Source organism: Paracoccus versutus (genome assembly GCF_000763885.1).
GTDB lineage: Bacteria > Pseudomonadota > Alphaproteobacteria > Rhodobacterales > Rhodobacteraceae > Paracoccus > Paracoccus versutus.
The window spans coordinates 1-26,906 of record NZ_JRKO01000047.1 but is presented as its reverse complement, the minus strand read 5'-3'; the positions used below and the strand labels follow the sequence as shown (position 1 = coordinate 26,906).

General features: G+C 69.8%; 27 protein-coding genes and 1 pseudogene. 17 read left to right on the top strand and 11 right to left on the bottom strand.

The window, feature by feature from the left end; translation table 11 throughout:
* The first annotated feature begins 34 nt into the window (after positions 1 to 34).
* Genes leuS through IT40_RS19375 form a run of 4 tightly spaced genes read left to right on the top strand, consistent with a single transcriptional unit; the run spans position 35 to position 5,382 of the window.
* The gene (gene leuS / locus IT40_RS19390) at positions 35 to 2,650 is read left to right on the top strand and encodes a leucine--tRNA ligase (RefSeq protein ID WP_036758640.1); all 2,616 of its coding nucleotides are present in this window, start codon (positions 35 to 37) and stop codon (positions 2,648 to 2,650) included.
* Positions 2,637 to 3,122, top strand: coding sequence for an LPS assembly lipoprotein LptE (gene lptE, locus IT40_RS19385; protein ID WP_036758638.1), 486 nt, complete (start codon positions 2,637 to 2,639; stop codon positions 3,120 to 3,122). Before leuS ends, lptE begins: the two co-directional genes overlap by 14 nt.
* A complete protein-coding gene (holA, locus tag IT40_RS19380) occupies positions 3,119 to 4,147 on the top strand; it encodes a DNA polymerase III subunit delta (protein WP_036758634.1) in 1,029 nt (342 codons plus the stop codon). The genes lptE and holA overlap by 4 nt, the downstream gene beginning before the upstream one ends.
* Positions 4,144 to 5,382, top strand: coding sequence for a TIGR03862 family flavoprotein (locus tag IT40_RS19375; protein ID WP_036758710.1), 1,239 nt, complete (start codon positions 4,144 to 4,146; stop codon positions 5,380 to 5,382). The genes holA and IT40_RS19375 overlap by 4 nt, the downstream gene beginning before the upstream one ends.
* Here the strand turns inward: IT40_RS19375 and IT40_RS19370 are convergent.
* Positions 5,358 to 5,945, bottom strand: a complete 588-nt coding sequence (locus IT40_RS19370; RefSeq protein WP_036758630.1) for a glutathione S-transferase family protein — start codon at positions 5,943 to 5,945, stop codon at positions 5,358 to 5,360. The two genes, IT40_RS19375 and IT40_RS19370, sit on opposite strands and share 25 nt — an antisense overlap.
* Before the next feature lie 121 nt (positions 5,946 to 6,066).
* Between IT40_RS19370 and IT40_RS19365 the strand changes: the two genes are divergently transcribed.
* From IT40_RS19365 to IT40_RS19340, 6 genes are all read left to right on the top strand, one after another.
* Entirely contained in the window at positions 6,067 to 7,323 is a 1,257-nt protein-coding gene (locus tag IT40_RS19365; RefSeq protein WP_036758622.1) for an MFS transporter, read from the top strand.
* Between the two features lie 76 nt (positions 7,324 to 7,399).
* Entirely contained in the window at positions 7,400 to 8,593 is a 1,194-nt protein-coding gene (locus tag IT40_RS19360; protein WP_036758620.1) for an MFS transporter, read from the top strand.
* Positions 8,586 to 9,632: a glycosyltransferase family 4 protein gene (locus IT40_RS19355; protein ID WP_036758617.1), complete on the top strand. Its 1,047-nt coding sequence runs from the start codon at positions 8,586 to 8,588 to the stop codon at positions 9,630 to 9,632. The genes IT40_RS19360 and IT40_RS19355 overlap by 8 nt, the downstream gene beginning before the upstream one ends.
* Positions 9,629 to 10,243 carry a glycosyltransferase family 29 protein gene (locus IT40_RS19350; RefSeq protein ID WP_036758615.1) on the top strand — a complete coding sequence of 205 codons (615 nt, stop codon included), beginning with the start codon at positions 9,629 to 9,631 and terminating at the stop codon, positions 10,241 to 10,243. Before IT40_RS19355 ends, IT40_RS19350 begins: the two co-directional genes overlap by 4 nt.
* A gap of 101 nt (positions 10,244 to 10,344) precedes the next feature.
* Positions 10,345 to 11,367 carry an aspartate-semialdehyde dehydrogenase gene (locus IT40_RS19345; protein ID WP_036758613.1) on the top strand — a complete coding sequence of 341 codons (1,023 nt, stop codon included), beginning with the start codon at positions 10,345 to 10,347 and terminating at the stop codon, positions 11,365 to 11,367.
* A 106-nt stretch (positions 11,368 to 11,473) separates the two neighbouring features.
* A complete protein-coding gene (locus IT40_RS19340) occupies positions 11,474 to 13,099 on the top strand; it encodes a DUF4139 domain-containing protein (protein ID WP_036758611.1) in 1,626 nt (541 codons plus the stop codon).
* A gap of 297 nt (positions 13,100 to 13,396) precedes the next feature.
* Here the strand turns inward: IT40_RS19340 and IT40_RS19335 are convergent, their stop codons facing one another.
* The 3 genes from IT40_RS19335 to IT40_RS19325 form a co-directional block, all read right to left on the bottom strand.
* Complete coding sequence (locus tag IT40_RS19335) at positions 13,397 to 14,035, bottom strand: 5'-methylthioadenosine/S-adenosylhomocysteine nucleosidase (protein ID WP_036758707.1); 639 nt, start codon at positions 14,033 to 14,035, stop codon at positions 13,397 to 13,399.
* 87 nt (positions 14,036 to 14,122) lie between these two features.
* Positions 14,123 to 15,718 (bottom strand): PAS-domain containing protein, encoded by a 1,596-nt coding sequence (locus tag IT40_RS19330; RefSeq protein WP_036758608.1) that lies wholly within the window; start codon positions 15,716 to 15,718, stop codon positions 14,123 to 14,125.
* 75 nt (positions 15,719 to 15,793) lie between these two features.
* The gene (locus IT40_RS19325; protein ID WP_139293963.1) at positions 15,794 to 17,137 is read right to left on the bottom strand and encodes an ActS/PrrB/RegB family redox-sensitive histidine kinase; all 1,344 of its coding nucleotides are present in this window, start codon (positions 17,135 to 17,137) and stop codon (positions 15,794 to 15,796) included.
* Between the two features lie 89 nt (positions 17,138 to 17,226).
* Between IT40_RS19325 and IT40_RS19320 the strand changes: the two genes are divergently transcribed.
* The 3 genes from IT40_RS19320 to IT40_RS19310 all read left to right on the top strand — a co-directional run bounded on the left by IT40_RS19320 (position 17,227) and on the right by IT40_RS19310 (position 18,859).
* On the top strand, positions 17,227 to 17,868 hold the full coding sequence (locus IT40_RS19320; RefSeq protein ID WP_052096159.1) for an SCO family protein: 642 nt from the start codon (positions 17,227 to 17,229) through the stop codon (positions 17,866 to 17,868).
* A gap of 52 nt (positions 17,869 to 17,920) precedes the next feature.
* A complete protein-coding gene (locus IT40_RS19315) occupies positions 17,921 to 18,469 on the top strand; it encodes an ActR/PrrA/RegA family redox response regulator transcription factor (RefSeq protein ID WP_036758606.1) in 549 nt (182 codons plus the stop codon).
* An 81-nt stretch (positions 18,470 to 18,550) separates the two neighbouring features.
* Positions 18,551 to 18,859: an H-NS histone family protein gene (locus IT40_RS19310; RefSeq protein ID WP_036758604.1), complete on the top strand. Its 309-nt coding sequence runs from the start codon at positions 18,551 to 18,553 to the stop codon at positions 18,857 to 18,859.
* A gap of 44 nt (positions 18,860 to 18,903) precedes the next feature.
* Here the strand turns inward: IT40_RS19310 and IT40_RS19305 are convergent, their stop codons facing one another.
* The 3 genes from IT40_RS19305 to IT40_RS19295 all read right to left on the bottom strand — a co-directional run bounded on the left by IT40_RS19305 (position 18,904) and on the right by IT40_RS19295 (position 20,803).
* Entirely contained in the window at positions 18,904 to 19,512 is a 609-nt protein-coding gene (locus tag IT40_RS19305) for an HD domain-containing protein (RefSeq protein ID WP_036758601.1), read from the bottom strand.
* Between the two features lie 147 nt (positions 19,513 to 19,659).
* Entirely contained in the window at positions 19,660 to 20,184 is a 525-nt protein-coding gene (secB, locus tag IT40_RS19300) for a protein-export chaperone SecB (protein WP_036758599.1), read from the bottom strand.
* Positions 20,185 to 20,233: 49 nt separating this feature from the next.
* Positions 20,234 to 20,803, bottom strand: a complete 570-nt coding sequence (locus tag IT40_RS19295; RefSeq protein WP_036758597.1) for an FxsA family protein — start codon at positions 20,801 to 20,803, stop codon at positions 20,234 to 20,236.
* A 114-nt stretch (positions 20,804 to 20,917) separates the two neighbouring features.
* Here IT40_RS19295 and IT40_RS19290 point away from each other — a divergent pair, with 114 nt between their 5' ends.
* Together IT40_RS19290 and IT40_RS19285 are read left to right on the top strand one after the other, a co-directional pair.
* Complete coding sequence (locus IT40_RS19290) at positions 20,918 to 21,574, top strand: Tim44/TimA family putative adaptor protein (RefSeq protein ID WP_036758595.1); 657 nt, start codon at positions 20,918 to 20,920, stop codon at positions 21,572 to 21,574.
* A 3-nt stretch (positions 21,575 to 21,577) separates the two neighbouring features.
* Complete coding sequence (locus IT40_RS19285; protein WP_036758593.1) at positions 21,578 to 22,174, top strand: Smr/MutS family protein; 597 nt, start codon at positions 21,578 to 21,580, stop codon at positions 22,172 to 22,174.
* Here the strand turns inward: IT40_RS19285 and IT40_RS19280 are convergent.
* From IT40_RS19280 to hslU, 3 genes are read right to left on the bottom strand one after another with little or no spacing between them, the layout of a single operon-like run.
* A complete protein-coding gene (locus tag IT40_RS19280; RefSeq protein ID WP_036758591.1) occupies positions 22,171 to 23,244 on the bottom strand; it encodes an alpha/beta hydrolase in 1,074 nt (357 codons plus the stop codon). The genes IT40_RS19285 and IT40_RS19280 overlap by 4 nt on opposite strands.
* Before the next feature lie 60 nt (positions 23,245 to 23,304).
* Positions 23,305 to 23,481 (bottom strand): PLD nuclease N-terminal domain-containing protein, encoded by a 177-nt coding sequence (locus IT40_RS27830; RefSeq protein WP_072462136.1) that lies wholly within the window; start codon positions 23,479 to 23,481, stop codon positions 23,305 to 23,307.
* Between the two features lie 54 nt (positions 23,482 to 23,535).
* The gene (gene hslU / locus IT40_RS19275) at positions 23,536 to 24,840 is read right to left on the bottom strand and encodes an ATP-dependent protease ATPase subunit HslU (RefSeq protein ID WP_036758588.1); all 1,305 of its coding nucleotides are present in this window, start codon (positions 24,838 to 24,840) and stop codon (positions 23,536 to 23,538) included.
* 129 nt (positions 24,841 to 24,969) lie between these two features.
* On the opposite strand from hslU, the gene IT40_RS26915 reads away from it, so the two are divergent.
* Positions 24,970 to 25,587: a WYL domain-containing protein gene (locus tag IT40_RS26915; protein ID WP_116171031.1), complete on the top strand. Its 618-nt coding sequence runs from the start codon at positions 24,970 to 24,972 to the stop codon at positions 25,585 to 25,587.
* Between the two features lie 97 nt (positions 25,588 to 25,684).
* On the opposite strand, the gene hslV is transcribed toward IT40_RS26915, so the two are convergent.
* The gene (hslV, locus tag IT40_RS19265) at positions 25,685 to 26,239 is read right to left on the bottom strand and encodes an ATP-dependent protease subunit HslV (RefSeq protein ID WP_036758586.1); all 555 of its coding nucleotides are present in this window, start codon (positions 26,237 to 26,239) and stop codon (positions 25,685 to 25,687) included.
* Between the two features lie 103 nt (positions 26,240 to 26,342).
* Between hslV and IT40_RS26910 the strand changes: the two are divergent.
* A pseudogene (locus tag IT40_RS26910) lies at positions 26,343 to 26,906 on the top strand (hypothetical protein); the annotation flags it as partial.

Sequence of the window (26,906 nt, the reverse complement as noted above, 5' to 3'; positions counted from 1 at the left end):
TACCCTGCGGGCAATCTGTCGCCCGGAGGTTTCCATGCCCTATGATCCCGCAATCAGCGAACCGCGCTGGCAAGAGGCGTGGGAGCAGGCCGATACGTTCCGCGCCATGCGGGACGAGCGGCCCAAGTATTACGTGCTGGAGATGTTCCCCTATCCCTCGGGGCGCATCCACATGGGCCATGTGCGCAACTACACGATGGGCGACGTCGTGGCCCGCTTCAAGCGCGCGCAGGGCTTTTCCGTGCTGCACCCGATGGGCTGGGACGCCTTCGGCATGCCGGCCGAGAACGCGGCGATGGAGCAGGGCGGCCATCCGCGCGACTGGACCTATGGCAATATCGCCACCATGCGCGGCCAGCTGAAGCCGCTGGGCCTGTCCATCGACTGGAGCCGCGAATTCGCCACCTGCGACGACGCCTATGTCGCCCAGCAGCAGGCGCTGTTCCTGGACATGCTGGAGGCCGGACTCATCACCCGCAAGTCGGCGCAGGTGAACTGGGATCCGGTCGACATGACGGTGCTGGCCAACGAGCAGGTGATCGACGGCAAGGGCTGGCGATCCGGCGCCACGGTCGAGCGCAAGGAGCTGACGCAGTGGTTCTTCAAGATCTCGGATTACTCGGACGAGCTCTTGTCGGCGCTGGACGGGCTGGAGGGCTGGCCGGAAAAGGTGCGGCTGATGCAGGCCAACTGGATCGGCAAGTCGCGCGGGCTGCAATTCCGCTTTGATACCGTCGATCTGCCGGATTTCCCGCAGATCGAGGTCTACACCACCCGGCCCGACACGCTGATGGGCGCCAGCTTCGTGGCGCTGTCGCCGGATCATCCGCTGGTCAAGTCGCTGGCCGCATCGGACCCGAAGGTCGCGGCTTTCGTCGAGGAATGCCGCCGCATCGGCACCACCGAGGAAGCCATCGAGACCGCGCCCAAGATGGGCTTCGACACCGGGCTGACCGTGTGCCACCCGCTGGACCCGGATTGGCAGCTGCCGATCTGGATCGCCAATTTCGTGCTGATGGACTACGGCACCGGCGCCATCTTCGGCAGCCCCGCGCATGACGAGCGCGACCATGAATTCGCCACCAAATACGGCCTGCCGATCCGCGCCACCTTCGGCGAGCGCGGCATGGACCTGGCCGCCGCCGACGCGCTGGTGGCCAAGGCGCCCTATGTGCCGCTGAAATCCGAGACCGTGACCTATGTGCGCGGCTTCGCCGGCGAGGCCGACCAGACCGGCGAGGCCGCGGTCGATGCCGCCATCCTGCACGCCGAGGCCGCCGGCTATGGCGAGGGCGTGACCAAGTTCCGCCTGCGCGACTGGGGCATCTCGCGCCAGCGCTATTGGGGCTGCCCGATCCCGGTGGTGCATTGCGACGCCTGCGGCACCGTGCCCGAGGCCAAGGCGAACCTGCCGGTGCTGCTGCCGCAGGACGTCAGCTTCGACGTGCCCGGAAACCCGCTGAACCGGCACCCGACCTGGGCCGCGACCACCTGCCCGAAATGCGGCGGCCCGGCCCGGCGCGAGACGGATACCATGGACACCTTCGTCGATTCGTCCTGGTATTACGCCCGCTTCACCGCGCCACACGCGGCCACGCCGACCGACCGGGCCGAGACCGACTACTGGATGAACGTGGACCAGTATATCGGCGGCATCGAACACGCGATCCTGCACCTGCTCTATTCCCGCTTCTTCGCCCGCGCCATGGTCCGGACCGGCCACCTGCCGGAAGGCGCAAAGGAGCCCTTCGACGCGCTGTTCACCCAGGGCATGGTCACGCATGAGATCTACATGACCCGCGACGAGCGCGGGCGCCCGGTCTATCACCTGCCCGAGGACGTGGTGCTGGTTACTCTTCCAACGGGATCGAAGGTGGGGATAACTAGAAGCGCTTTACCTGCGAACTATGCTGAAAACGACGTGCTTGCTGCCTGGAATCAAGATCGAGGCGTTGTCGAAATCATCCCCTCGGCCAAGATGTCGAAGTCCAAGAAGAACGTCGTCGATCCGGTGAACATCGTCGAAAGCTTCGGCGCCGATACCGCGCGCTGGTTCATGCTGTCCGACAGCCCGCCCGAGCGCGACGTGGAATGGACCGCCGCCGGGGCCGAGGCCGCGAACCGCTTCCTCGCCCGGGTCTGGCGGCTGGCCGACGAGATCCCCGAGGGCGGGGCCGATCCCGAGCTGACCCGCGCCGCGCATCGCGCCATCGACGAGGTGACGCGCGCCATCGAGGGCTTTGCCTTCAACAAGGCCGTGGCCAAGATCTATGAGCTGGCGAACGCGACGGCCAAGTCGGCCGCGGGCGGCGAAAGCCGGCGCGAGGCGCTGCGCATCCTGGCGCAGCTGATGGCGCCGATGGTGCCGCACCTGGCCGAGGAGGTCTGGGCCAAGGCCGGCGGGCAGGGCATGGTGGTCGATGCCGCCTGGCCCAAGGCGGACCCGGCGATGCTGGTTTCCGACAGCGTGGTGCTGCCGATCCAGATCAACGGCAAGCGCCGGGCCGAGATCGAGGTGCCCAAGGACATGCCCAAGGACCAGATCGAGGCCATCGTGCTGGCCGACGAGACCGTGCAGCGCTTCATGGAAGGTCAGGCGCCGAAGAAGCTAATCGTGGTGCCGGGGCGGATCGTCAATGTCGTGGTCTAGGCGGGCGGTGATCCTGGGCGCGCTGGCCCTGGCCGGCTGCGGCTTTTCCCCGGTCTACGGGCCGGGGGGGACGGGGGGCAAGCTGTTCGGCCAGGTTCGCACCGCCGATCCGCGCACGCCCGACGACTTCGCCTTTGCCGGCCGCATCGCCGAGCGGCTGGGGCCCGATGCGCAGGCGCGCTTCCTACTCGACTACCGGCTGCGCATCGCCGTGGTGCCGCAGGCGATCACCCCCGACGAGGTGACGACGCGCTATGCGCTGAACGGCACCGCCGATTTCACCCTGACCGAGGCCGGCACCGGCCGCGAGGTGACGCGCGGGCAGGTCAGCAGCTTTACCTCCTATTCCACCACCGGCACCACCATCGCCACCATGGCCGCCGAACAGGACGCGCATGAGCGGCTGGCGCGGATGCTGGCCGACCAGGTGGTGACGCGGCTGCTGGCCATCCAGCCCGACGCCGTGCCATGATCCTGAAGGGCGCCGAGATCGGACGCTACCTGGCGCGGCCCGATCCGACGCGTCCGGCGCTGTTGATCCATGGCCAGGACGCGATGCGCGTGGCGCTGAAGCGGGCCGAGGCGGTCAAGGCCCTGGTCGGGGCGGGGGCCGAGGAAGAGATGCGCCTGACCCGCATTCCCGGCGCCGACCTGCGCAAGGATCCGGCGGCGCTGTTGGACGCGGTCAAGGCGGTGGGGTTCTTTCCCGGCCAGCGCGTGGTGCTGGTCGACGACGCGCCGGATGCGGCGGCGCCGGCCATCGCCTCGGCCATCGCGGAATGGAAGCCGGGCGACGCGGTGATCGTGGTCGCGGCGGGCGGATTGAGCAAGTCCTCGGCGCTGCGCAAGCTGTTCGAGCCGCATCCCGCCGCCGTGGCCGCGCCGATCTATGACGACCCGCCCGGCGAGGACGAGGTCGGGCGCTGGCTGAAGGATGCCGGCCTGCGCGAGGTGCCGCGCGACGCCATGCGCGACCTGATGGCGCTGTCGCGGGCGCTCGATCCCGGCGATTTCCGGCAGACGGTGGAGAAGATCGGGCTTTACAAGCATGGCGATGCCGAGCCGCTGACGCCGGCCGAGATCGCCGCGCTGGCGCCCGCGACCATCGAGGCCGAGGTGGACGAGCTGATCGACTGCGTGGCCGAGGGCCGCGCCCGCGAATTCGGCGCGCTGATGCGGCGGATCGAGGGACAGGGAACCCTGCCGGTGACGCTGTGCATCGCGGCGTTGCGGCATTTCCGGGCGCTGCACGCGGCGGCCTCGGACCCCGGCGGGCCGGGGGCGGGGCTGGCCCGGCTGCGGCCGCCGGTCTTCGGCCCGCGCCGCGACCGGATGATTCGTCAGGCGCAGGACTGGGGCATGCGGGCGCTGGAGGATGCGATCCACCAGCTGATCGACACCGACCTGGTGCTGCGCTCGTCCTCGCGCGCGCCGGCCATGGCGCTGATGGAGCGGATGCTGTTGCGGCTGTGCATGATGCCGCGGGGCGGGCGGTGAGCGAGGCGGCAGAGGTCGAGGCGCTGGTGATCGGTGCCGGGCCGGCGGGGCTGATGGCGGCCGAGGTGCTGGCCGGGCAGGGCGCGCGGGTGATGGTGGCCGAGGCCATGCCGACCCCGGCGCGCAAGTTCCTGATGGCGGGAAAATCCGGGCTGAACCTGACCAGGGACGAGCCCTGGGCGATGTTCGTGACGCGATACGGGGGCTCTGCCCCCCGCGCGCCCGACCCCTCGACGGGGTCGGGCGCGCGTCCCCCGGAGTATTTGCAGAACGAAGAAATCGGGCCCGAAGCGGTGATGGCCTGGGCACGCGGGCTGGGGGTGGAGCTGTTCACCGGCTCGACCGGGCGGGTGTTCCCTGTGGGCATGAAGGCCTCGCCATTGCTGCGGGCCTGGCTGGCGCGGCTGGCCGGGCAGGGCGTCGCCTTGCGGACGCGCTGGCGCTGGACCGGCTTTCAGGGCCAGGACTGGTGCTTCGAGGTTCCGGGCGGGGTGGCCTTGCTGCGGCCCCGCGTCGTGGTGCTGGCGCTGGGTGGGGCAAGCTGGCCCCGGCTCGGCTCGGATGCGGCCTGGGTGCCGTGGCTTGCCGGGCGCGGCGTGGTGGTGGCGCCGTTCCGGCCGGCGAACATGGGGTTTCGCGTCGCCTGGTCGGCGCCGATGGCGCGGCATTTCGGCCAGGCGGCCAAGGGCGTCGCGCTGCATGTCGGCGATCGCGTCGGCCGCGGCGAATGGGTGGTGACGGCCGAAGGCATCGAGGGCGGCGGCATCTACGAGGTCGCGGCCGCGATGCGCGACGGGGCCGAGGCTTTCGTCGACCTGGCCCCCGATCTCGCGCCCGAGGAACTGGCGCGGCGCCTTGCGCGCGCGCCCTCGAAGCTCTCGGTCGGCAACCGGCTGCGGCGGGTGCTGGGCGATCCGCTGCGCGCGGCGCTGCTGATGGAATGGGGCCGGCCCTTGCCCCTTGAGCCCGAGCGGCTGGCCATGCGCGCCAAGGCGCTGCACCTGCGGCACCAGGGCGCGATGGGCATCGAGCGGGCGATTTCCTCGGCCGGGGGGATCGCTGCCGAAAGCCTGACCGCGGCGCTGGAGCTGAAGGCGCTGCCCGGCGTCTTTGCCGCCGGCGAGATGCTGGACTGGGAGGCGCCGACCGGCGGCTACCTGCTGACCGGCTGCCTGGCCACCGGGCGGCTGGCCGGGCGCGGCGCCGCCGCCTATCTGGCCGCGGCGCGCAGGTAGGCCGGGCGGGCGCGCATCATCTCGAGGTAGTCGGTCAGCCGGTGTTCGGTGATCGGGAAGCGCGCGGTCAGCGCCCAGGTCAGGCAATGCGCCAGGATGATGTCGGGCACGGTCATGCGGTCGCCCATCAGGAAGCCCCCCTCGGCGATGCGATGCACCAGGGTGCGCTGGCTGCGCTCGAATTCCCAGCGCAGCGTGTTCTTGATCGCCGCCAGCCGCATCTCTTCGGGCAGCACGAAGCTGTGGCGCGCCGCCAGCCACAGCGCGGCGTCGAATTCATCCAGCACGAATTGCGTCAGGCTGTCCTGGCGCGCCCGGTCCAGCGTGCCCGCCGGATGGGTCAGCGCGCCGTGCTTGTCGGCCAGATAGGTCAGGATCGCGGTGGAATCGGTGACGGGCACGCCGTCCACCACCAGGACCGGCACCTTGCCGGCCGGGTTGAAGGGCCTGACGCCCTCGCTATGCGGGTTGACGGCGACATGTTCATAGGGCTGGCCCAGTTCCTCGAGCATCCACAGCACGCGCATGGCGCGGCTCTTGCCGGTTCCGATCACCTGATACATCCAGTTCCCCGCATGGCGTTGAAACCCAAGGCTAGCGCCGCCGCCCGATTCAGGCAATCGACGCCATTGACGCGGCCCCCGGCCGGGCGCAGGAATTGCAGGCTGCGAGAGGGAGGGCAACATGACCAAGGCAATGCGCGCGCCGCTGTTCACGCCGGTGCTGATCGGCGGCTCGATCATCCTGCTGATCAACTTTGCCCTGCGGGCCAGCTTCGGCGTCTTCCAGATCCCGATCGCGCAGGAATTCGACTGGCCGCGGGCCGAGTTCAGCATGGCCATCGCCATCCAGAACCTGGCCTGGGGCATCGGCCAGCCGATCTTCGGCGCGCTGGCCGAGCGCTGGGGCGACCGCTGGTCGGTCATCATCGGCGCCTTCCTTTACTCCGCCGGGCTGATCCTGACGGCCTATGCGACCGACCCGCTGGCCATGCAGCTGCTGGAGGTCATGGTCGGCTTCGGCATCGCCGGCACCGGCTTCGGCGTCATCCTGGCAGTGATCGGCCGGGCCGCCAGCGACGAGAACCGCAGCTTGGCGCTGGGGATCGGCACCGCCGCCGGCTCGGCCGGGCAGGTCTTCGGCGCGCCCCTGGCCGAGGTGCTGCTGATGCATTACCCGTGGCAGAGCGTCTTCGTCATCTTCGGCGTGATCGTGCTGGCCTGCCTGTTCTTCCTGCCCATGCTGGGCAGCGGCAAGCCCGCCAGCCGCAGCGAGCTGGAAGAAAGCATGGGCTCGGTGCTGAAGCGCGCCTTCACCGACCCGTCCTATCTGATGATCTTTGCCGGCTTCTTTTCCTGCGGCTACCAGCTGGCCTTCATCACCGCGCATTTCCCCGCCATGGTGACCGAGATGTGCGGGCCGATCAGCCCCATGGGCACGCTGGCCAGCATCGGCATCACCACCACCTCGACGCTGGGGGCGGCCGCGATCTCGCTGATCGGGCTGGCGAATATCGCCGGCTCGATCTTTGCCGGCTGGCTGGGCAAGCGCTATACCAAGAAATACCTGCTGGCCGGGATCTATACCCTGCGCACCATCGCCGCCGCCGCCTTCATCCTGATGCCGATCACGCCCACCAGCGTCATCGTCTTTTCGCTGGTGATGGGCGGGCTGTGGCTGGCCACGGTGCCGCTGACCTCGGGGCTGGTCGCCTATATCTACGGGCTGCGCTACATGGGCACGCTTTACGGCTTCGTGTTCCTGAGCCACCAGATCGGCTCGTTCCTGGGCGTGTGGCTGGGCGGCAAGCTCTATGACATCTATGGCGACTACACCATGGTCTGGTGGGTCGGCGTGGGCGTCGGCGCCTTCAGCGCGCTGATCCACCTGCCGGTGCGCGAGGCGCCGGCCCGGCTGGAGGGCGCCGCGAAAACCGCCTGATCCGGCCCGCGGGGGCCATTGCGTCCCGCCGGGCAATCGACAAATCTCGGCCCGGTGCAGCGGAGGGGGACGGTTCATGCGCGCATTGCTGTCGGCGGGGATCATCAGCCTGATCCTGGCCTATACGCTCAGTCAGTTCTACCGCGCCTTCCTGGCCGTGCTGTCGCCGGTCTTGCAGGCCGAGCTGGGGGCGGGGCCCGAGGATCTGGCGATCTCGTCGGGGATGTGGTTCCTGACCTTCGCGCTGATGCAGATCCCCATCGGCGGCGCGCTGGACCGCGCCGGGCCGCGGCGCACGGTGGCCGTGCTGCTGGCGCTGGGGGGCGCGGGCGGGGCGGCGGTCTTTGCCCTGGCGCAGGCGCCCTGGCACCTGCATGTCGCGCTGGCTCTGATGGGGATCGGCTGCGCGCCGGCGCTGATGGGCAGCTATTACATCTTTGCCCGCAACTATCCGGCGGCGCTGTTCGGCACCCTGGCGGGCGCGGTGGTCGGCTTTGGCTCGATGGGCAACATCCTGGGCGCCGCGCCCTTGGTCTGGGCGACCGAGGCCTTCGGCTGGCGCGAGACGCTGTGGGCGCTGGCCGGGGTCACGCTGGCGGTGGCACTGGCGATCCTGGCCTTTACCCGCGACCCGGAACGGCTGGCCGCCACCGCGCCGCGCGGATCGCTGGCCGAGATCCTGCGGCTGCGGCCGCTATGGTTCATCCTGCCGCTGTTTTCCGTGAACTATGCCGCCTCGGCCGCGATCCGCGGCCTTTGGGCCGGGCCCTACATGGCCGAGGTCCACGGCGCCTCGGACCAGCTGATCGGCTGGGCGACGCTGGCCATGGGCGTGGCCATGGTGGTCGGCAGTTTCCTGGTCGGGCCGGCGACGCGGCTGGTCGGCTCGATCCGGCGGCTGGCGCTGATCGCCAATGCCGCGGGCGTGGCGGTCATGGCCGGGCTGTGGCTGTTTCCGGCCGAGGGCGTGGCGCTGTCGGTGGCGCTGCTGGCGCTGGTCGGGCTGTCGGGCGCGACCTATACCGTGCTGATGGCGCATGGCCGCGCCTTCCTGCCCCCGCACCTGGTGGGGCGGGGCGTCACCTTCCTCAACCTGTTCTCGATCGGCGGGGCCGGGGTGCTGCAATTCACCTCGCGCCCGGTCTATCGCTGGGCCAGCGCCCACGGCACCCCGGCCGAGGCTTACTCGACCCTGTTCCTGTTCTTCCTGATTCCGCTTACGGTGGGGTTCCTGCTGTATTTCCTGACGCCCGAGACCCCCGATGCCTGAGATACCCGCCGACCGGATCGACGTGGTCGCCCCGAACCTGAAACGCCGCCTGTCGGGCGTGACGGCGACCGTGGTGCGGCTGATCCCGGTGCAGGCCGGGATGATCGGCATCGTCGCCACCGGCCCCGGCCTGCCGCCCGGCCTGCCGCATATCCCGCTGGCCCGCGCCGCGTTGCTGCCGCGCGACCGCTGGCGGGTCTGGCACGCCCGGCGCAACACGGAGATGGCGCTGGGACTGGTGCTGCGGCATGTGCTGCGGCGGCGCTATCGGCTGCTCTTCACCTCGGCCTCGCAGCGTCGGCACAGCCGCTATACGAAATGGCTGATCTCGCGGATGGACGCGCTGGTGGCGACCTCGGCCAGGGGCGCGGCGTACCTGGAGCGTCCGGCCCGCGTGATCCACCACGGCATCGACACCGACGGCTTCGCGCCCCCCGCCGACAGGGCCGCGCTACGCGCAAGCCTGGGCCTGCCGCCGGACCAGGTGCTGGTCGGCTGCTACGGCCGCATCCGGGCGCAAAAGGGCACCGGCGATTTCGTGCAGGCGATGCTGGCCCTGCTGCCCTCGCGCCCCGGCGTGACCGCGCTGGTCATGGGCCGGGCCACGGAAAAGCACCGCGCCTATCTGGCGGACCTGAAGGCGCAGGTGGCCGGGGCGGGCCTGTCCCAGCGCATCCTGTTCCCGCCCGAGGTGCCGGTGGACCGGATGGCGGCATGGTATGGCGCGCTGGACCTGTATGTCGCGCCGCAACGCTGGGAGGGCTTCGGCCTGACCCCGCTCGAGGCCATGTCCTGCGGCGTTCCCGTGGTGGCGACCCGCGTCGGCGCCTTCGAGGAACTGGTCCGGGACGGCGTGACCGGCAGCCTGGTCCCGCCCGAGGACCAGCCCGCCATGCAGGCCGCCGTCGCGCGCTGGCTGGACGACGATGCCGCGCGGCAGGCGGCGGGGCAGGCGGCCCGCGCCCATGTCGCGGCGAACCACGCCATCGAGACCGAGGCCCGCGCCCTGGTCGAGGTCTATCGCGGGCTGCTGTCGTGAACCGGCTCGGCTTCCTGGTCGCCCGCACCCTGCGGGATGAGGGCGCGCTGCAACGTTTCTCGGCGCCGCAATCCGCGCTTCTGGACGATCTGGCGGGCAAGCGTGTCGCGCTGGTCGGCAATGCCCGCGCGCTGGCCGAGGCCCGGCACGGCGCGCAGATCGACGCCGCCGACCTGGTGATCCGCATCAATCGCGCGCCGATGCCCTCGGCCGAAAGCCACGGCAGCCGCACCGACTGGCTGGCGCTGGCGGTGCGGCTTTCGGATGCCGACCGCGCCCGCATCGCGCCCGCGCGCCTTTTGTGGATGTCGCCCAAGCGCAAGCGGCTGGACTGGCGCACCGCCTCCAGTCCCGGTTTCTACCTGCACCCGCTGGCGGATTACCGGGCGCTGATGGCGCGGCTGGGCGCCCCGCCCACCACCGGCGCGATGATGATCGACCTGATCGCGCGCTCGCAAATGGCGCGGCTGGAGCTTTACGGCTTCGATTTCTTCGCCTCGCTCTCGCTTTCCGGCCGGCGGACCGCCGAGCAGGTTCCCCATGATTTCAAAGGCGAATCCGAATGGGTGCGGGAACTCATTCTGGCAGATCGCCGGATTCTTCGGCATTAAGCCGAAATCCTGCCAGATCAGCGGGCGTTTTGACGAAATCTCGCTTTCCCTTTGCCGCAATACCCCCTATATCGCGGCGTCCTTTGTTGAAGGAGACCCCAATGGGCTACAAGGTCGTTGTCGCCGGCGCCACGGGGAACGTGGGCCGTGAAATGCTGAACATCCTGGCCGAGCGCCAGTTTCCTGCTGATGAGGTTGTCGCTCTGGCTTCGCGCCGGAGCATTGGCACTGAGGTCAGCTATGGCGACAAGACCTTGAAATGCAAGGACATCGAGGGATTCGACTTCACCGGCTGCGACATCGCGCTGTTCGCCATCGGCTCGGACGCGACCAAGACCTATGCGCCCATCGCCGCCTCGCAGGGCTGCGTGGTGATCGACAACTCGTCGCTCTATCGCTACGACCCCGAGATCCCGCTGGTCGTGCCCGAGGTGAACCCGGACGCGGTCGAGGATTACCGCAACAAGATGATCATCGCGAACCCCAACTGCTCGACCGCGCAGATGGTGGTGGCGCTGAAGCCGCTGCATGACCGCGCCCGCATCAAGCGCGTGGTCGTCTCGACCTACCAATCGGTCTCGGGCGCCGGCAAAGAGGGCATGGACGAGCTGTGGAACCAGACCAAGGGCGTCTATGTTCCGGGCCAGGAAGTCGAGCCGAAGAAGTTCCAAAAGCAGATCGCCTTCAACGTGATCCCGCAGATCGACGTCTTCCTGGACAGCGGCGACACCAAGGAAGAATGGAAGATGGTGGTCGAGACCAAGAAGATCGTCGATCCGGCGATCAAGGTCACGGCGACCTGCGTGCGCGTGCCGGTCTTCGTCGGCCATTCGGAATCGGTGAACATCGAGTTCGAGGATTTCCTGGACGAGGACGAGGCCCGCGACATCCTGCGCGAGGCGCCGGGCATCCTGGTCATCGACAAGCGCGAGCCGGGCGGCTACTCGACCCCGGTGGAATGCGTGGGCGATTTCGCCACCTTCGTCAGCCGCATCCGCCAGGACGTGACGGTGGAAAACGGCCTGAACATGTGGATCGTCAGCGACAACCTGCGCAAGGGCGCGGCGCTGAACGCGGTGCAGATCGCCGAGCTTCTGGGCAATCGCTGCCTGAAGAAGGGCTGATCCGATACGGATATGTGAGGGCGCCCCCGCGGGTTTCGCGGGGGCGCCCTCTTGCATTTCAGGGCCCCCTCGCGGACCTTGGCCGGGTCATGACAAGGGGGGCCCGATGCGCCATCTGCTGATTTCCACCGCCATCCTGCTGGCCGGCCCCGCCCTGGCCGATCGGATCGAGACCGTGGCCCGCGTCACCGAAGTCACCGTCTATCCCTGGGGTGCCGGCGTCACCCGCGAGGCGGCGCTGGACCTGCCCGCCGGCGCGCATGAGCTGGTGATCCCCGGCATGCCCGCCGGCATCGACCCCGCCAGCCTGCGCATTGCGGCCGAAGGCGCGGTGATCGGCGCGACCGGCCTCCAGCAGGAACGCGCCTTGCCGGAAACCCCGGCGAAATCCCCCGAATTACGCGCGGCCGAGGATGAGGTCCGCCGCCTGAAAGCCGCGCTGGCCGAACGCGATGCCGGCGTGGCCGAGATCAAGGCGCGGGCCGAGGCGGCCGAGGACAGCATCGACTTCCTGATGAAGCTGGCCGAATCCGACGCTGCCGGCACCGCCGACATCGCGGCGCTGGCCCGCGTGGTGGGCGAACAGCTGTTGCAGGCCCGCCAGACCGCGATCCGCGCCGGGCTGGAAGCCGAGGCCGCCGATGCCGGCCGCGAGGAGCTGGCCGAGGCGCTGGCCCGCGCCGAGGCCCGGCTCGAGGCGCTGCGCGGCCCGGATGCGGATCGCGGCGCGCTGGTGATCGCCGTGCAGGGCCAGGGCCAGCCCGCCCGCATCCGCATCACCAGCCTGACCGACGCGGCCAGCTGGGAGCCGGTCTACGACCTGTCCCTGCAGCGCAAGGAAGGCAAGCTGCGGCTGGACCGCGGCTTGCTGGTGCGGCAGGACACCAGCGAGGACTGGCGCGGCGTGCATCTGGTGCTGTCCACCGCCCGGCCGATGGACCAGTCGGCGCCCAGCGAATTGCAGCCGGACTTCCCCCGCATCGGCGAGTCCGAGGCCAAGCTTTACAGCCGCTCGGCCGCGCCCATGGCCGAAGCGGCCATGGATTCGATGGAACGCGCGGCAGCCGCGCCGGCGCCCGTGGCCGGCTCGGCCCTGGCGGGCATGGTGGGCGAGACCGTAGTCTACGACTATCCGACGCCGGTGGACATGCGTGCCGGCGCCGATGCGCTGCGCCTGCCGCTGGATTCGCACGAGCTGGCGCCCGAGATCGTCGCCGAGGCGGTGCCGCGACGCGACAACACCGCCTATCTGGTGGCGGATACGGTGAACTCCACCGGGGCGGTGATCCTGCCCGGCGACGCGACCTTTCATGCCGACGGCGCCATGGTCGGGCGCGGCGCGCTGGAACTGACCGCCGCCGGGGACGACATGAAGCTGGGCTTCGGCCCGCTGACCGGCATCAAGCTGGAACGCCGCATCCCCGACGAGATCGAGGGCAATCGCGGGCTGATCTCGAAATCCTCGGAGCGGCGGGAAACCGCGATCCTGCGGCTGCGCAACCTGACGGGCGAGGAATGGCCGCTGCGGGTGATCGACCGCGTGCCGGTCTCGACCCAGGAAAACCTGCGCATCGACTGGTCCGCCGATCCCAGCCCCGACGAGACCGACCCCGAGGGCAAGCGCGGGCTGCTGGTCTGGAACGGCAGCATCGGCGCGGGCGAGGAGCGCATCATCACCCTGACCACCACGCTGCGCTGGCCCGAGGGGCAGGTGCTGGTCGGCGGCGACTAGGCGCCTGGCCCGCCGCCGGCAAAGGGGGCGAGGGCTGGTCAAGCCCTTCCCGCTTTCGGTCGACGGGTCGATGATGCGCAACCACGCGATGATCGAGATCGCCGGCGACGATGCCGCAGCCCTTGTCGCCGCGGTGGTGCTGGGCGATGGCGCCATCCCGCAAGGCACCGGCCGGCGCATCTTGCCGCAGGCCGGCTTTGCCCCGATGGCGCGCGCCCTGCGACGCGGCAAGGGCACCGGACGGGCTGGACGCGGGCGCGCCATGCCTCTCGCCGGGGCCGCGAAGGACGGCACCACCTACAGCGCCAGTTCGCCCCGCTCCAGCGCCTCGGCCAGCCGGTCCACGGCCTCGGCCAGGCGCTCATCGACCAGGTGCAGGTAGCGCGTCCAGTCCGAGAGCTGCGCCAGTTCCTCGGCCCCGTCCGAAATGCCGCGCAGCCCGATCAGCGGCAGGCCGAAGCGCTGGCAGGCGCGCAGCACCGCGAAGCTTTCCATATCGACCATCTCGGCGGCGATGGCGTCATAGCCGGCGCCGCTGACGATGCTGGCCCCGGTCGCCAGGCTGGCCGCGGCGATGCCGGGGATCCGCAAGGGCAGCTCGACGCGCACCGGCAGGCCCAGAAGCGGCGTCTCGCCCCTGGCGAAACCCAGGGCCGAGGCATCCATGTCGCGATATTCCAGCGAGGCGACCTGGTAGATGCCCAGCTGCGCCAGCCGGCGCGAACCGGCCGAGCCCAGCGAGACCACCAGATCCGGCAACTCGCCCCGCGCCTGAAGGCCCGAGAGCGCCGCGGTCAGCGCCACCGCCGCCTCGACCGGGCCGACGCCGGTCATCAGCGGCGAGATCCGCGCCCGCAGTTGCGGGCCGTATTCGGCATCCACGGCCATGACGAACAGCACCCGCCGCCCGGCCAGGACATCCGGCCCCGCGGTCACGACCGCCCTCTTGCATCCGCCATCCATGATCCCTTTCCGACAGTTTTCGCAAGGGAAGCGCAGCCGCGCCCGCAGAGCAAGACCCGATCAGCCGGTCAGGGCGCGCTGCATCGCGGCAGATGCCGCCGGCTCGGGCTTGTCGGCGGCGCGCGGCGCCTCGCGCCCCATCGGCAGGGGCGGCATCGGGGCGGCAAAGCTCAGCAGCAGGCGCGCGCCGGACAGGCCGCGCAGCCCCCAGGACAAGAGCCCGCCCGCCGGCCCGGCCATGGCCCCGCGCAGCGGCTCGTCCGGCAGCGCCGCGTTCAACGCGTCGCGCAGGGCGACCAGGCCGGGGCTTGCGCCGCAGGCCTGGGTCCAGACCTGCACATGGCCCTCCAGCGTGGCGGGCACCGCCGCGCCCCACAGCTCGGCATAGCGGCGGTTCGAGATCAGCAGCTCGCCATTGGCGGCAAAGACCGCCACCGCATCCTCCAGCGCGTCCAGCACCTCGGCGCCCAGCGACAGGTCGGCGCGGAACTTGCGGGTCAGCGAGATTTCCGAGGTGATGTCCTCGAACAGAAAGGCGACCGCGCCGTCGGGATGCGGCCGGCCGGTCACGCGATAGGTCTGCCCGCCGGGCAGCGACCACATCTCGACATGGTGCCCCGAGGAGGCGGCGGCCTCCAGCGTGTTCATCTGGTTGCGCCAGCTGCGGTAATCCTTGGGCTCGGGCACCATCCGCGCCTCGCGCAGCCGGTCGAGAAAGGCGTAAAGCGTCGGCCGCGCGGTCAGGAAGCCGGTGGCAAGCCCGGTCAGGTCGATCAGCGCCGGGTTGAACAGCTGCAGGTTGCGTTCGCGGTCGAAGATCGCCAGCCCGATGGGCAGGTCGGCAAAGGTCTTGGTCAGGGTCTGGACGAATTCGCGCAACGAGCGTTCGGCGCGCACCGCCGCATCGGCGGGCAGGGCAATGGCCACGGTCTGCCCGCCGATCTCGTGCAGGTGGCAATCATACCAGCGGCTTTGCCCGTCATGGTCGATCTGCATCCGCCGCGCGCCGCCGGGGGCGGCGGGCTGGACCGGCCGCGCCGACAGGTCGATGATGCGGGGCAGCGGCCAGACCGTCTGCCCCTGGGCCTTGGCCTCGACCAGGTTCAGATAGGCCGAATTGGCCCAAGTGACCTGCCCCTGCAAATCCTGCCGCCAGGCCAGCATCGGCGAATGGTCCATGGCGCTGCGCAGGATTTCCAGCTCCTGCTCCATCGCGTGCAGGGACAGCGAATCGACCAGGATGCCGGCATCCTCGGCCGCGGGGTCGGCAAGCGTCAGCCGCAGCAGCCCTTCTCCCAGATCCTCGGCCAGAAGCCGCAGCGGGCTGTGGCCGCCGCGCTCTGTCAGTTCGATCCGCGCGGCGCCGCCCAGGTCGGGCAGCAGCGCGCTGAATTCCGGCAGGCGCATGCCCAGCCATGCGCTGAGCCGCTGCCATTCGCTGTCGCCGGGCAGGCTGGCCAGCAGGGTGCGCGCCGGCACGGTGGCATCGACCAGCGTCCCGTCGCGAAACAGGAAGGCGATCGGTTCAAGCGCACGCTCCAATCCGCGCGCCACCGGCGCCCCGGCAAGGCCCCGGTCCGCCAGCCGAAGCCACGCCAGCGCCAGCAGGACCGCCAGCCCCGCCGCCGCGAAGGCGATAAGGAATTGCGCAACCATCGAAACATCCCCGCACGATACAGCCACCCACAACTATAGCGGGATAGTTTAAGAAGTGGTTAACGCGGCTGGAGATCAGGCCAGAATCTCGGGATTGGGGCCCAGGGGGATACGATCCTGGGCCTCGATCATGTCGCGCGGCCATGTCACCAGGATCTCGGCGCCGCCCTTGGCGCCATTGGCAAAGCGCAGCCGCGCGCCCGAGCGTTCCAGCAGCGCCTTGGCGATGAACAGGCCCAGCCCCATGCCTTCGTAGCTGCGGCCGTCCTCGGCCCGCGGCCGGGTGGTCAGGAAAGGGCTGCCGATGCGCGGCAGCAGCGCGGGGGGAAAGCCCGGCCCGTCGTCGGCGATCCGCACCCACAGGTCGCGGCGGTCGGCGCCGGTCTCGATGGTCACGCGGCGGGCGGCGAAATCGACGGCGTTCTGGATCAGGTTGCGCAGCCCGTGGATCACCGCGGCGTCGCGCTGGACGATCAGCGGCTCGGGCGGGGGCTGGACCATGATCTCGGCGCCGCGGCCGCGGTGGGGGGCGGCGGCCTCGGCCAGCACTTCGGTCAGCGGGGCCGAGCGGATCAGCAGGTCGTCGCGCCCGGCGCTGCCCATGGATTTCAGGATGTCGCGGCAGCGGTCGGCGGATTGGCGCAGCAGGGCCACGTCCTCGGCCAGATCCTCGCGCTCGGGCAGGGCCTCGTCCAGCTCGTCCGCCAGTTCGGCGCTGACCAGCTTGATCGTGGCCAGGGGCGTGCCCAGCTCATGCGCGGCGGCGGCGACCACGCCGCCCAGATGCTGCAGCCTCTGCTCGCGCTCAAGCGCAAGGCGGGCGGCGAACAGCGCGTCCGAGGTGGCGTTGACCTGCGCCGCGACCAGCCGGGCATAGCCTGCAAAGAACACCGCGCCGATCACGATGGCGAACCAGTGGCCGACCAGCAGCGGCTCGCGCAGCGTGACCAGGCCGCCGGCGCCGAAGGTCAGCGGCTGGGCGCAGATCGCCGACAGCGTGACCATCAGGAAGGTCGCGGCCCCCAGCGCCAGCAACTGCCGCGGCGGCAGGGCGGTGGCGGCGACCGTCACCGGCGCCAGCAAAAGCAGGGCGAAAGGGTTCGAGAGCCCGCCGGTCAGCGCCAGCAGCGCCGCCACCTGCCCCAGGTCGAAGCCCAGCTGCCAGGCCGCCTCGCGGGCCGAGATGCGCCGATCCGGCCGCATCGTCAGCGCCAGGTTCAGCGCCACCGCCAGGCCGATCACCGCCAGCACCGCCGCCAGCGGGAAATCCGCCCCGATCACCAGCGCCGCGCCGACGGCGGCCAGCTGTCCCGCGATCGCCACCCAGCGCAGCAGGATCAGGGTGCGCAGGCGGATCGGCTCGGGCGCGGGCTGGCCGGGCAGCAGGTCGATGCGGTGGGAAACAAGGCCGAGGGGCACGCTGGGACTTCCTGATGGGACGGGCTTTTGCATTGATACCCATGGCCGGATGGGCGATCAATGCGTCCAAGCGGACGGAGACGCGCCTGATGGGCAAAGACGGAACGATCCTGATCCTCGGCAGCCTGGCCGCGGCCCTGGTGCTGGTGACGGGCGGGCTGTGGCTGTCGCGCGGCGCGGCCGATCCCTTTGCCCCCTGCCGCCAGGGCGGGGTGCAGGGCGGGCTGGACAGCCTGGGCGCGCCCTTCGAGCTGACGAACCAGGACGGGCGGCGGGTCAGCGACCGGCAGGTGCTGGCGCAGCCGGCGCTGCTTTATTTCGGCTATACCTATTGCCCGGATGTCTGCCCGCTGGACAGCGCCCGCAATGCCGAGGCAGTGGCGATGCTGGAGGAACGGGGAATGACGGTCACGCCGGTCTTCATTTCCGTCGATCCCAAACGCGACACGCCCGAGGTGCTGGGCGATTTTACCCAGGCCATGCACGAACGGATGATCGGATTGACCGGAACCACGGCCGAGATTGATGCGGTCGCGAAAGCCTGGCGCAACTATTACAAGGTGAATGACCAGGAAGATCCGCAGAACTATCTGGTGGATCACATGACCAATACCTATCTTGTGATTCCCGGCATCGGCACTGTCGAGCTCTTCGGCCGCGAGCTTTCCGCGCAGCAACTTGCGGAACGCACCGCCTGTTTCATTGACGCGGCGTCAGGCAACGGGGTTTGACCGACTGGACAAAACACTCTAATCAACAGTGAACTTTCAAGGGCAAGTGAATATGGCAGAGGATTACCAAATCGGCCCCGACCCCAGCCTGCTGCTGGTCGACGACGACGAGATCTTTCTGAACCGTTTGGCCCGTGCGATGGAAAAACGCGGCTTCTCGGTCGCCCGCGCCGCCTCGGTCGCCGAGGCACGGACGGCGGTGGCCGAACACCCGCCCGCCTATGCGGTGGTCGATCTGCGGCTCGAGGATGGGAACGGGCTCGATGTGGTGGATGCCCTGCGCGAGGCGCGCGAGGATGCCCGGATCGTCGTGCTGACCGGCTATGGCGCCATCGCGACGGCGGTGGCCGCGGTCAAGATGGGGGCGACGGATTACCTGTCGAAACCGGCGGATGCCGACGACGTGACCCATGCGCTGCTGGCGCGGGGCGACACTTTGCCGCCCCCGCCCGAAACGCCGATGTCGGCCGACCGGGTGCGCTGGGAACATATCCAGCGCGTCTATGAGCAATGCGACCGCAATGTCAGCGAAACGGCGCGCCGGTTGCATATGCACCGGCGGACTCTCCAGCGGATTTTGGCCAAACGCAGCCCGCGTTAATAATCCGGTTCTCAAAAAAGATTGCAATTCATATTGGAATGCAAATAGTGAGAACATACTGCCAAAACCAAGGATAAAGATATGAGCATAGACCTGGACGCAATGTCCTTGCGGGAACTTCGGGATCTGCGCAACAAGCTCGACCGTGCCATTTCCACCTTCGAGGACCGCCGCAAGCGCGAGGCGCTGGCGGCTGCCGAAAGTGCGGCGCGCGAATTTGGCTTCAACCTTGCCGACCTGACCGTCGCCAAGCAGGCGCGCGGCAAGGTGGCGCCGAAATACGCCAATCCCGCCGATCCCTCGCAGACCTGGACCGGCCGCGGCCGCAAGCCGCGCTGGGTGCAAGAGGCACTGGATGCCGGCAAGAAACTGGACGCCATGGAAATCTGAACCCATCGCCCCGCATCCAGGATGCGGGGCTTTTTCGTCCGGGATCACGCTTTGCAGTCGATTTCCGCAATAAGCTGGGTAAAGCGCGATAAAAACGCATTGCGCGTTTCCAGGGGCGGGCGCAGGCGTATTTCCAGCCCCTGCAGCAATTCCGGCCGGGGCGCGGGAAACAGGCGATCCGCCTCGGCCCTGGAAAACCCGGCGATCTGCACGGCCTCCAGCCAGGCCGAGATGCGGTCGGCCCGCTTGATCGCGCGTTTCACCACCGCCGGCAATTGCGCGGGCAGGCCGAAGCGGCGATGGATCGCCGCCGCCAGCCGCGCATCCATTTCCCCGTATTCCCGCCCAAGCGCCGCCTTCACCGGCGAGATCATGTCGCCGATGACATATTCCGGCGCATCGTGCAGCAGCGCCGCCAGCCGCCAGCGCGGCTCGCAATCGGGGTTGCTGCGGGCGTGGATTTCCTCGACCAGCAGCGAATGCTCGGCCACGCTATAGGCCCAGTCGCCGCGGGTCTGGCCGTTCCAGCGCGCGACGAAGGCAAGGCCATGGGCGATGTCGCCGATCTCGACATCCATGGGCGTCGGGTCCAGAAGATCCAGCCTGCGCCCCGACAGCATCCTCTGCCAGGCCCGTTTCGCGCCTTTCGCCATGCCGCTCTCCGTCTTGTGCCGCGCGAAACTAGCGCCATCGCCGCGGCCGCGCCAGCGCCGCTTGGGCTGGCGCGCCGGGCAAGCAAAAGGCCCGCGACCGGAGGGCCGCGGGCCGATGGGGGCATGCCTCACGCAGAAGTGATCAGCTCAGGACAGCGGCTGGTCGGCCGGCCGCTGGGCCTGCGCCCGGCGCGCGATTTCCTGGCGGTAAAGCGCCACGAAATCCACCGGGTCCATGTTGAAGGGCGGGAAGCCGCCGTCGCGGGTCATGTCCGACACGATGCGCCGCACGAAGGGGAACATCATGCGCGGGCATTCGATCATCAGGAAGGGGTGCAGCTGGTCCTCGGGCACGCCCTCGACATGGAAGATGCCGCCGTAATCCAGCTCGCACAGGAACAGGGGCGACTTGTCGGCGGCGTTCGCGGATTGCACGCGGAACTTGCTGATCACCTCGTATTGGTGCTCGGTCGGGCGCTTGCGGGCATCCAGGCTGACCTGCACGCTGATTTCCGGCTGCACCTCGCCCGAGGGCAGGCCCTTTTGCGCCACCGCGTTCTCAAAGGACAGGTCGCGGATATATTGCGTCAGGATCTGCAGCCGCACGGCCGGCTGCGCTGCATTCTGGGCCTCGGACGCGGCGGCGGCGTCGCTGTTGTTCTCGTCGCTCATGGAAATCTCCTCGGATCTGACGGGGTTCTAGCACCCCGCCGCCCGGCGCTCAATGCCGGGTCCAGCCGGAATTGCCACGCCGCGGAGGCGCCGCGTCGCCCTGGTCGGTCAGCCCTTCGCGCACCGGGCCGGGCGGGTCGTCCTGCACCGAATATTCGCCGTCGATCACCCCGTCCTCGCGCCAGCCGGGGCCACGGCGCAAGCCCGCCGGATCGGCGCCGAAATCGCCCTCGGCGCCATAGCTCTGGCGATAGCTGAAGCCGGCGCCCGTCACCCGCATGCGCGCGGCCATCTGCCGCAGGATCAGGCTGCGCACCGCCGGGATCAGCAGCAAAAGCCCCAGCGTGCTGGTGAACAGGCCCGGCACCACCATCAGCAGCCCGGCGATCATCACCAGCGCGCCATGTGCCATCGGCCGGGCGGGATCGCGAAAATCCTGCATGGCGCGCTGCACGTCCAGCGCGGCGCGCGCGCCCTGGTGGCGCATCACCGCCACGCCGGCCACGGCCGAGGCCAGGACCAGCGCGATGGTGGGCAGGACGCCGATCGCGCCCCCCACCTGGATGAACAGCGCGATCTCGACGATGGGCAGGATCACGAAGGGCAACAGCAGCCACATAACGCCTTTTTCCTCCGGCACTTTCTATTTCCCGGCGCCCAAACTGGACTTGGGCCGGTCCTCACCCTACATAAGCATGCGAAAGCGCCGTTACAAAGCTCGTTAGGTCCGTTGATGTCGAACCCCCTGCTGCAACTGCTCGTCCTTGGGGCGATCGCCGTGTTCCTGATCCTGCGCCTGCGCGGGGTTCTTGGCACCCGCGACGGATTCGAGCCGCCGCGCGTCCCCGAAGAGCCGGTCCAGCGCCGCCGCTTCGACGTGATCGACGGCACCGCCGAGGCGGGCGACAGCGACATCACCGACCATACCGAACCGGGCAGCCCCGCCGCCAAGGCCCTGGCCGAGATGAAGCGGGTCGAGCCCGACTTCGCCGTGGGCCCGTTCCTGTCCGGCGCGAAATCCGCCTATGAGATGATCCTGATGGCCTTCGAGCGCGGCGACCTGTCCGAGGTGCGCGGCTTCCTGGCGCCGCCGGTGGCCGAAGCGTTCGAATCGGTGATCGAGGATCGCAAGGCCCGCAACCTGACCACCGAGGCGCAGTTCCTGGGCACCCGCGAAACCGCGCTGGCGGGGGCCGAGTTCACCCCGGCGACCGGCATGGCCGAGCTTTCGGTGCGCTTCGTCGGCGAGATGATCGTCGCCACCCGCGACGCCGACGGCAACGTGGTCGAGGGCGACCCCAAGGCCGCCCGCAAGCAGCGCGACACCTGGACCTTCGCCCGCCGCATGGGTCAGGACGACCCGAACTGGCAGCTGGTCGCCACGGCCTGAACCATGGCACGGCGGCGGGGACTCTCGGCCGAGGACAAGGCCCTGTGGTCCCGCGTCGCCGCGACCGCGGTGCCGATGCACCCTGCCCGCAAGCAGGCCGAGCCCGCGCCTGCGCCCCAGCCGCTGAAAAAGCCGCCCACCATGCCGCAGGCCGCGCCCCTGCCGCTGGCCGGGCTGCGGATCGGCGGGCAGCCCGGCTCGGGCTCGACCCGGCTGGACCTGTCGCCGCCCCCGCGCGAGGCGCTGCATGCCCAGCCGCTGCGCATGGATCACAAGACGCATCGCCAGATGAGCCGCGGCAAGCTCGCCCCCGAGGCACGCATCGACCTGCACGGCATGACGCTGGCCGTGGCCCAGCCGGTGCTGATCCGCTTCATCCTGCAAGCCAAGGCCGAAGGGCGGCGGCTGGTGCTGGTCATCACCGGCAAGGGGCGCGAAGGCGGGCCGGACGCGCCGCTGCCGGTCAGGCCGGGCGCGCTGCGCCACAACGTGCCGCATTGGCTGCACATGCCGCCCTTGAACGCCGTGGTGCTGCAAGTCCGCCCCGCGCACCGCCGCCATGGCGGCGAGGGCGCCTATTACGTCTACCTGCGCCGCTAGAAAGCCGGCGAGATCACGATCTGCGCCGCCCGCTCGGCATGCAGCGCCGCGCGGGTCAGCGGCCCGACCCCGCCGCCCACATCCTCGGAAAACACGCTGTTCAGCTCCTGCGCCTGCGCCAGGATGCGCAAAAGGGCGGGCGAGGTCGCCACGTTGAAATGCCCGTCCCCGGTCGAGAAGGCACCGACATCGACCAGCATCACCGGCAGGTCCGCCACGGGCCCGGCATCGGTCAGGCTGCCCAGCCGCACCGGCTCGGCCGAGATCAGCGCCGACAGGTTCAGTGCCCGGTCCCGCCCCGAGGTGAAGATGACGAAGGGCTGCGGCAGCCTGCCGATGGCCCGGACCTGGGTGCGAAACACGCCCACGTCGATGTCGGGCGAAAGCAGGACCACCGCGCCGATCCGGTCCAGGGTGCGGCGCTCGCCCGCGATGGCCATCTGGCGCAGGCTTTCCATCAGCAGCAGGGCGCCCATGGAATGCGCGACCAGGATCGCCCTGCCGCCGCCCGCCTCGGTGGCGATCTCGATGCTGCGCTCAAGCCCGTCGCGGGAATAAAGCACGCTGTCGCGATCCGCGGCATAGGCCAGCGGCTGCCCGCGCGACGGCCATGAGAAATGCAAGGGCACGCCCGGCAGGCTCAGGTCGCGCTCGATCTGGGCAAAGCGATAGAGCCCCTCGGCGAAGGTGTTGTTGTAGCCATGCACGAACAGCACCACGTCGCGGTCGCCCGGCGGGCGGGCGGCGACGGCGCGGCGCAGGTCGGCCTGGAAATCCTCGGGCCGGGCAAAGCGGGCATATTCCGAGACCAGGAAGTCCCGCTGCGGATCGGGCCTCGCGCCCTTGCGGGGATAGGTGATGGTGCCGGGCCGCCGCTCGGGCGGGACCGAGACATCGACCCGGCCAAAGCTGACGCCTTCCTGCCGGCTGCCCTCGGGGGTGCGGTTGCTGGCGACATAGATGCGCTCGACATGGCCAAGGCGCGCCGCTTCTGGGGCGACGGTGATCTCGCCGCGCGGCGCGCAGGCCGCCAGCAGCAGCAACAGCGAAACAAGGATCCGCCCCGGCATGTCCCCCGCCCTTTCGTCTTGCGGGCGACAATGCCACCGCGGCGGGGGCAGGGAAAGCCCTCAGCCGTAATTCGCCTTGGGCCCCGCGAACCACCAGATGATGAAGCCCAGCACCGGCAGGATCGCCACCAGCGCGATCCAGATCAGCTTGGTGGTCATGGTCTCGTTGGTGTTGATGATCGAGGCGATGGCCCAGACATCCAGCACGAAGATGATGATGCCGAAAAGATAGTTCATGCGCGTCCCCCGCCGTTGCGTCATTCCACAACGGCGGGAAGGCGCCAGGGTTCCTTACAGCACGTAGCGCGACAGGTCGGTCGAGCGCGCCAGGTCGCCCAGGTGCTTCTCGACGAAGGCCCCGTCCACCACCACCGTCTCGCCCGAGCGGTCCGGCGCGCTGAAGGACAGCTCCTCGAACACCCGCTCCATCACGGTATAAAGCCGCCGCGCGCCGATATTCTCGACCGAGCCGTTCACCTCGGCCGCGATGCGCGCCAGCGCCCGGATGCCGTCCTCGGTGAACTGGACCGTCACGCCCTCGGTCGCCATCAGCGCGGTATATTGCCGGGTCAGGGCGTTGTCGGTCTCGGTCAGGATGCGGACGAAGTCCTCTTCGGTCAGCGCGCGCAGCTCGACCCGGATCGGCAGCCGCCCCTGCAATTCCGGCAAGAGGTCCGAAGGCTTGGCGATGTGGAACGCGCCCGAGGCGATGAACAGGATATGATCCGTCCTGACCGGCCCGTATTTCGTGGAAACCGTGGTGCCCTCGATCAGCGGCAGCAGGTCGCGCTGCACCCCCTCGCGCGAGACATCGCCGCCGCGGGCGTCGGTCCGCGCGGCGACCTTGTCGATCTCGTCGATGAAGACGATGCCGTTCTCCTGCACCGCCTCCAGCGCGGCGGCCTTGACGGCCTCGTCGTCCAGCAGCTTGTCGGCCTCTTCCGCGATCAGCAGCTCATAGCTTTCCGCCACCGTCACCTTGCGCCGCACCCGGCGCCCGCCGAATGCCTTCATCAACCCCGACAGGTCCATCATCCCGCCGATGGCACCGGGCTGGCCGGGCATCTCCATCATGCCGAAGGGGTTGGAATTGTCCTGCACCTCCAGCTCGATCACCGTATCGTCCAGCTCGCCGCGCTTGAGCTTGTCGCGGAACATCTCGCGGGTCTGCTCGCGCGCGCCCTCGCCGGCCAGGGCGGCGACCACGCGCTCCTCGGCGGATTTATGGGCGCGGGCCTTGACCTCCTCGCGCATGCGCTCGCGGGTCTCGATGACGGCGGCATCGGCCAGGTCGCGGATGATCTGCTCGACATCGCGGCCGACATAGCCGACCTCGGTGAACTTGGTCGCCTCGACCTTCAGGAAGGGCGCGCGGGCCAGCTTGGCCAGGCGGCGGCTGATCTCGGTCTTGCCGACGCCGGTCGGGCCGATCATCAGGATGTTCTTGGGATAGACTTCGTCGCGCAGGTCGTCGCCCAGCTGCCGCCGGCGCCAGCGGTTGCGCAGGGCCACGGCCACGGCGCGCTTGGCATCCCTTTGCCCGATAATGAAGCGATCCAGTTCGGAGACGATTTCGCGCGGGGTCAGGTCGGACATTCGGGGCTCCTGTCTCATTTCGGCATCACTTAAAGTCCGCGGGGGGCCGATTCAACCAAGCGGCTGGACCCAAGTCCGAATCCGCGCCAGATCGGCCGCCTTTTTCCCCGGCCAGCAAGGAAGCCGAACATGCGACCGCGTCGCGACCCGCCCGCCGCCCCGATGCTGTCCCGCCGTGCCCTGGCGTCGCGGCTGGCCGCGGCTGCCGCGACGCTGGGCCTGGGCCCGCGCGCGGCCGCGGCGCAGGCGCCCGCCGCGCCGGCGCTCGACCCGGAACTGCGCGACGCCGCGCTGCGCGGCCTGGCGCTGGCGGATCATCGCGGCGATCCGGTGCATGCCGCCGCCGCCCGCGCGGCGATGGACCGGCTGCAACAGGCCGACCCCGAGGGCGCGCTGCTCCTGCGCCTCTATCGCAAGCTGGACGTGCGCCCCGCCGCCCATTACCGCGAGGACATGCCCCAAGCGGCCGCCGCCGACCTGGCGCTGCTGCATGCGGCGATGCGCGCATGCCGGCCGGTCGCCTTCGGCTATGCCGACCTTGCCGGCAATGAAACGCAGCGAACGGCCCTGCCGCTGGCGCTGGTCCACCCGCCGCAGGGCGTCAAGCTGCTGGCCTGGTGCGAAAAGGCGCAGGACTACCGCCAGTTCTTCGTGCGCGCCATGCAGGGGCTAGCCACCGGCTCCGGCGATTTCCGCCGCGACCGCCTGGCGCTGCTGCAAGGGCTGGCGGCAAAGGAAGGCGCCTGAGCCCGGCGCCTGCCCGCTTTCTCCGTTGCACAAATACCCTGGGGGACGCCCCGCAAGCCCCGTCGAGGGGCTTGCGGGGCGGGGGGCGAAGCCCCCGCTAGCCCAGAACCTCGACCGTCAGGTTGCCGTTGGTATAGACGCAGATGTCCGCCGCGATCGCCATGGCCTTGCGCGCCACCGCCTCGGCATCCAGGTCGCCCTCCATCAGCCCGCGCGCAGCGGCCAGGGCGAAATTGCCGCCCGAACCGATGGCGGCCACGTCATGCTCGGGCTCCAGCACGTCGCCGGCCCCCGTCACCACGAAGATGTCGCGCCCGTCGGTCACGATCAACATGGCCTCCAGGTTACGCAGGTATTTGTCCATGCGCCAGTCCTTGGCCAGGTCGACGCAGGCCCGCGCCAACTGGCCGGGCGCCGCCTCGAGCTTCTTCTCCAGCCGTTCGAGCAGGGTAAAGGCGTCCGCGGTCGAGCCGGCAAAGCCCACCACCACCTCATGCCCGCCGGGGCTCAGCCGGCGCACCTTGCGCGCCGTGCCCTTCATCACCGTCTGGCCGACGCTGACCTGGCCGTCCCCGGCGACGACCACGCGGCCGCCGCGTCGCACCGCCAGGATGGTGGTGCCGTGCCAGCCGGGAAATTTGTCTTCGGACATGCCTCTCTCCGATCTCTCGCCTGCGGGGTCAGATATGGGCCGGCCGGGGCTTTCGCAACCCGCCCCCTTCCGCCACGCCGCGCCAGCCGCTAGCGTGCCGGCCATGACCCACGCCCCCGTCCTGCGCGTCTACCTGGAAGGCTCGATGCTGGAAACGGCGCGGGCGGGCAGCTTCAACTTCATGACCGTGCTGCGCCGGGCGGTCGAGGACGCGGGCTGGCGCGTCGAATGGCACAAGACCGGCGCCGCGGCCCGCATGGCCGCGCCCCTGCGCGACGGCTACGCGCTGTTTCACATGGAGGCGCCGACCCATGCGCGCGCCCTGACCTTTCGCCGCGCCTATCACTACCCGTTCTGGCAGATCGAGCCGGTGCCGCAACGCTGGCGCTTCCAGGTCGCGCAAAGCCGCCACGACCCCGCGGCCATCGACCCCGAGGCCGCGCGCAGCTTCGCCGACCGGCTGCGCGCCCGCGTGCTGCCGGGGCCGCCGCCCCGGCGCGGCGATGCGGTGCTGGTGCCGCTGCAAGGCCATATCCGCCGCTGCCGTTCGTTCCAGACCATGAGCCCCATCGAGATGCTCGAGGCGGTCGCCACCACCGGCCGCCTCGAGCATCTCGATGGGGCTCATGGTCTGGAACGAACGGCAGCGGCGGATATGGCCTTGCAG

Excerpts from the sequence above, each read along its gene's own strand:
- IT40_RS19320 (WP_052096159.1), top strand. The coding sequence starts at position 17,227 with ATGGGCAAAGACGGAACGATCCTGATCCTCGGCAGCCTGGCCGCGGCC.
- IT40_RS19340 (WP_036758611.1), top strand. The coding sequence starts at position 11,474 with ATGCGCCATCTGCTGATTTCCACCGCCATCCTGCTGGCCGGCCCCGCC.
- lptE (WP_036758638.1), top strand. The coding sequence starts at position 2,637 with ATGTCGTGGTCTAGGCGGGCGGTGATCCTGGGCGCGCTGGCCCTGGCC.
- IT40_RS19365 (WP_036758622.1), top strand. The coding sequence starts at position 6,067 with ATGACCAAGGCAATGCGCGCGCCGCTGTTCACGCCGGTGCTGATCGGC.
- IT40_RS19345 (WP_036758613.1), top strand. The coding sequence starts at position 10,345 with ATGGGCTACAAGGTCGTTGTCGCCGGCGCCACGGGGAACGTGGGCCGT.
- IT40_RS19330 (WP_036758608.1), bottom strand. The coding sequence starts at position 15,718 with ATGGTTGCGCAATTCCTTATCGCCTTCGCGGCGGCGGGGCTGGCGGTC.
- leuS (WP_036758640.1), top strand. The coding sequence starts at position 35 with ATGCCCTATGATCCCGCAATCAGCGAACCGCGCTGGCAAGAGGCGTGG.
- IT40_RS19285 (WP_036758593.1), top strand. The coding sequence starts at position 21,578 with ATGGCACGGCGGCGGGGACTCTCGGCCGAGGACAAGGCCCTGTGGTCC.
- IT40_RS19290 (WP_036758595.1), top strand. The coding sequence starts at position 20,918 with ATGTCGAACCCCCTGCTGCAACTGCTCGTCCTTGGGGCGATCGCCGTG.
- hslV (WP_036758586.1), bottom strand. The coding sequence starts at position 26,239 with ATGTCCGAAGACAAATTTCCCGGCTGGCACGGCACCACCATCCTGGCG.
- IT40_RS19370 (WP_036758630.1), bottom strand. The coding sequence starts at position 5,945 with ATGTATCAGGTGATCGGAACCGGCAAGAGCCGCGCCATGCGCGTGCTG.
- IT40_RS27830 (WP_072462136.1), bottom strand. The coding sequence starts at position 23,481 with ATGAACTATCTTTTCGGCATCATCATCTTCGTGCTGGATGTCTGGGCC.
- hslU (WP_036758588.1), bottom strand. The coding sequence starts at position 24,840 with ATGTCCGACCTGACCCCGCGCGAAATCGTCTCCGAACTGGATCGCTTC.
- IT40_RS19310 (WP_036758604.1), top strand. The coding sequence starts at position 18,551 with ATGAGCATAGACCTGGACGCAATGTCCTTGCGGGAACTTCGGGATCTG.
- IT40_RS19295 (WP_036758597.1), bottom strand. The coding sequence starts at position 20,803 with ATGTGGCTGCTGTTGCCCTTCGTGATCCTGCCCATCGTCGAGATCGCG.
- holA (WP_036758634.1), top strand. The coding sequence starts at position 3,119 with ATGATCCTGAAGGGCGCCGAGATCGGACGCTACCTGGCGCGGCCCGAT.
- secB (WP_036758599.1), bottom strand. The coding sequence starts at position 20,184 with ATGAGCGACGAGAACAACAGCGACGCCGCCGCCGCGTCCGAGGCCCAG.
- IT40_RS19315 (WP_036758606.1), top strand. The coding sequence starts at position 17,921 with ATGGCAGAGGATTACCAAATCGGCCCCGACCCCAGCCTGCTGCTGGTC.
- IT40_RS19305 (WP_036758601.1), bottom strand. The coding sequence starts at position 19,512 with ATGGCGAAAGGCGCGAAACGGGCCTGGCAGAGGATGCTGTCGGGGCGC.
- IT40_RS19355 (WP_036758617.1), top strand. The coding sequence starts at position 8,586 with ATGCCTGAGATACCCGCCGACCGGATCGACGTGGTCGCCCCGAACCTG.
- IT40_RS26915 (WP_116171031.1), top strand. The coding sequence starts at position 24,970 with ATGCGACCGCGTCGCGACCCGCCCGCCGCCCCGATGCTGTCCCGCCGT.
- IT40_RS19360 (WP_036758620.1), top strand. The coding sequence starts at position 7,400 with ATGCGCGCATTGCTGTCGGCGGGGATCATCAGCCTGATCCTGGCCTAT.
- IT40_RS19280 (WP_036758591.1), bottom strand. The coding sequence starts at position 23,244 with ATGCCGGGGCGGATCCTTGTTTCGCTGTTGCTGCTGCTGGCGGCCTGC.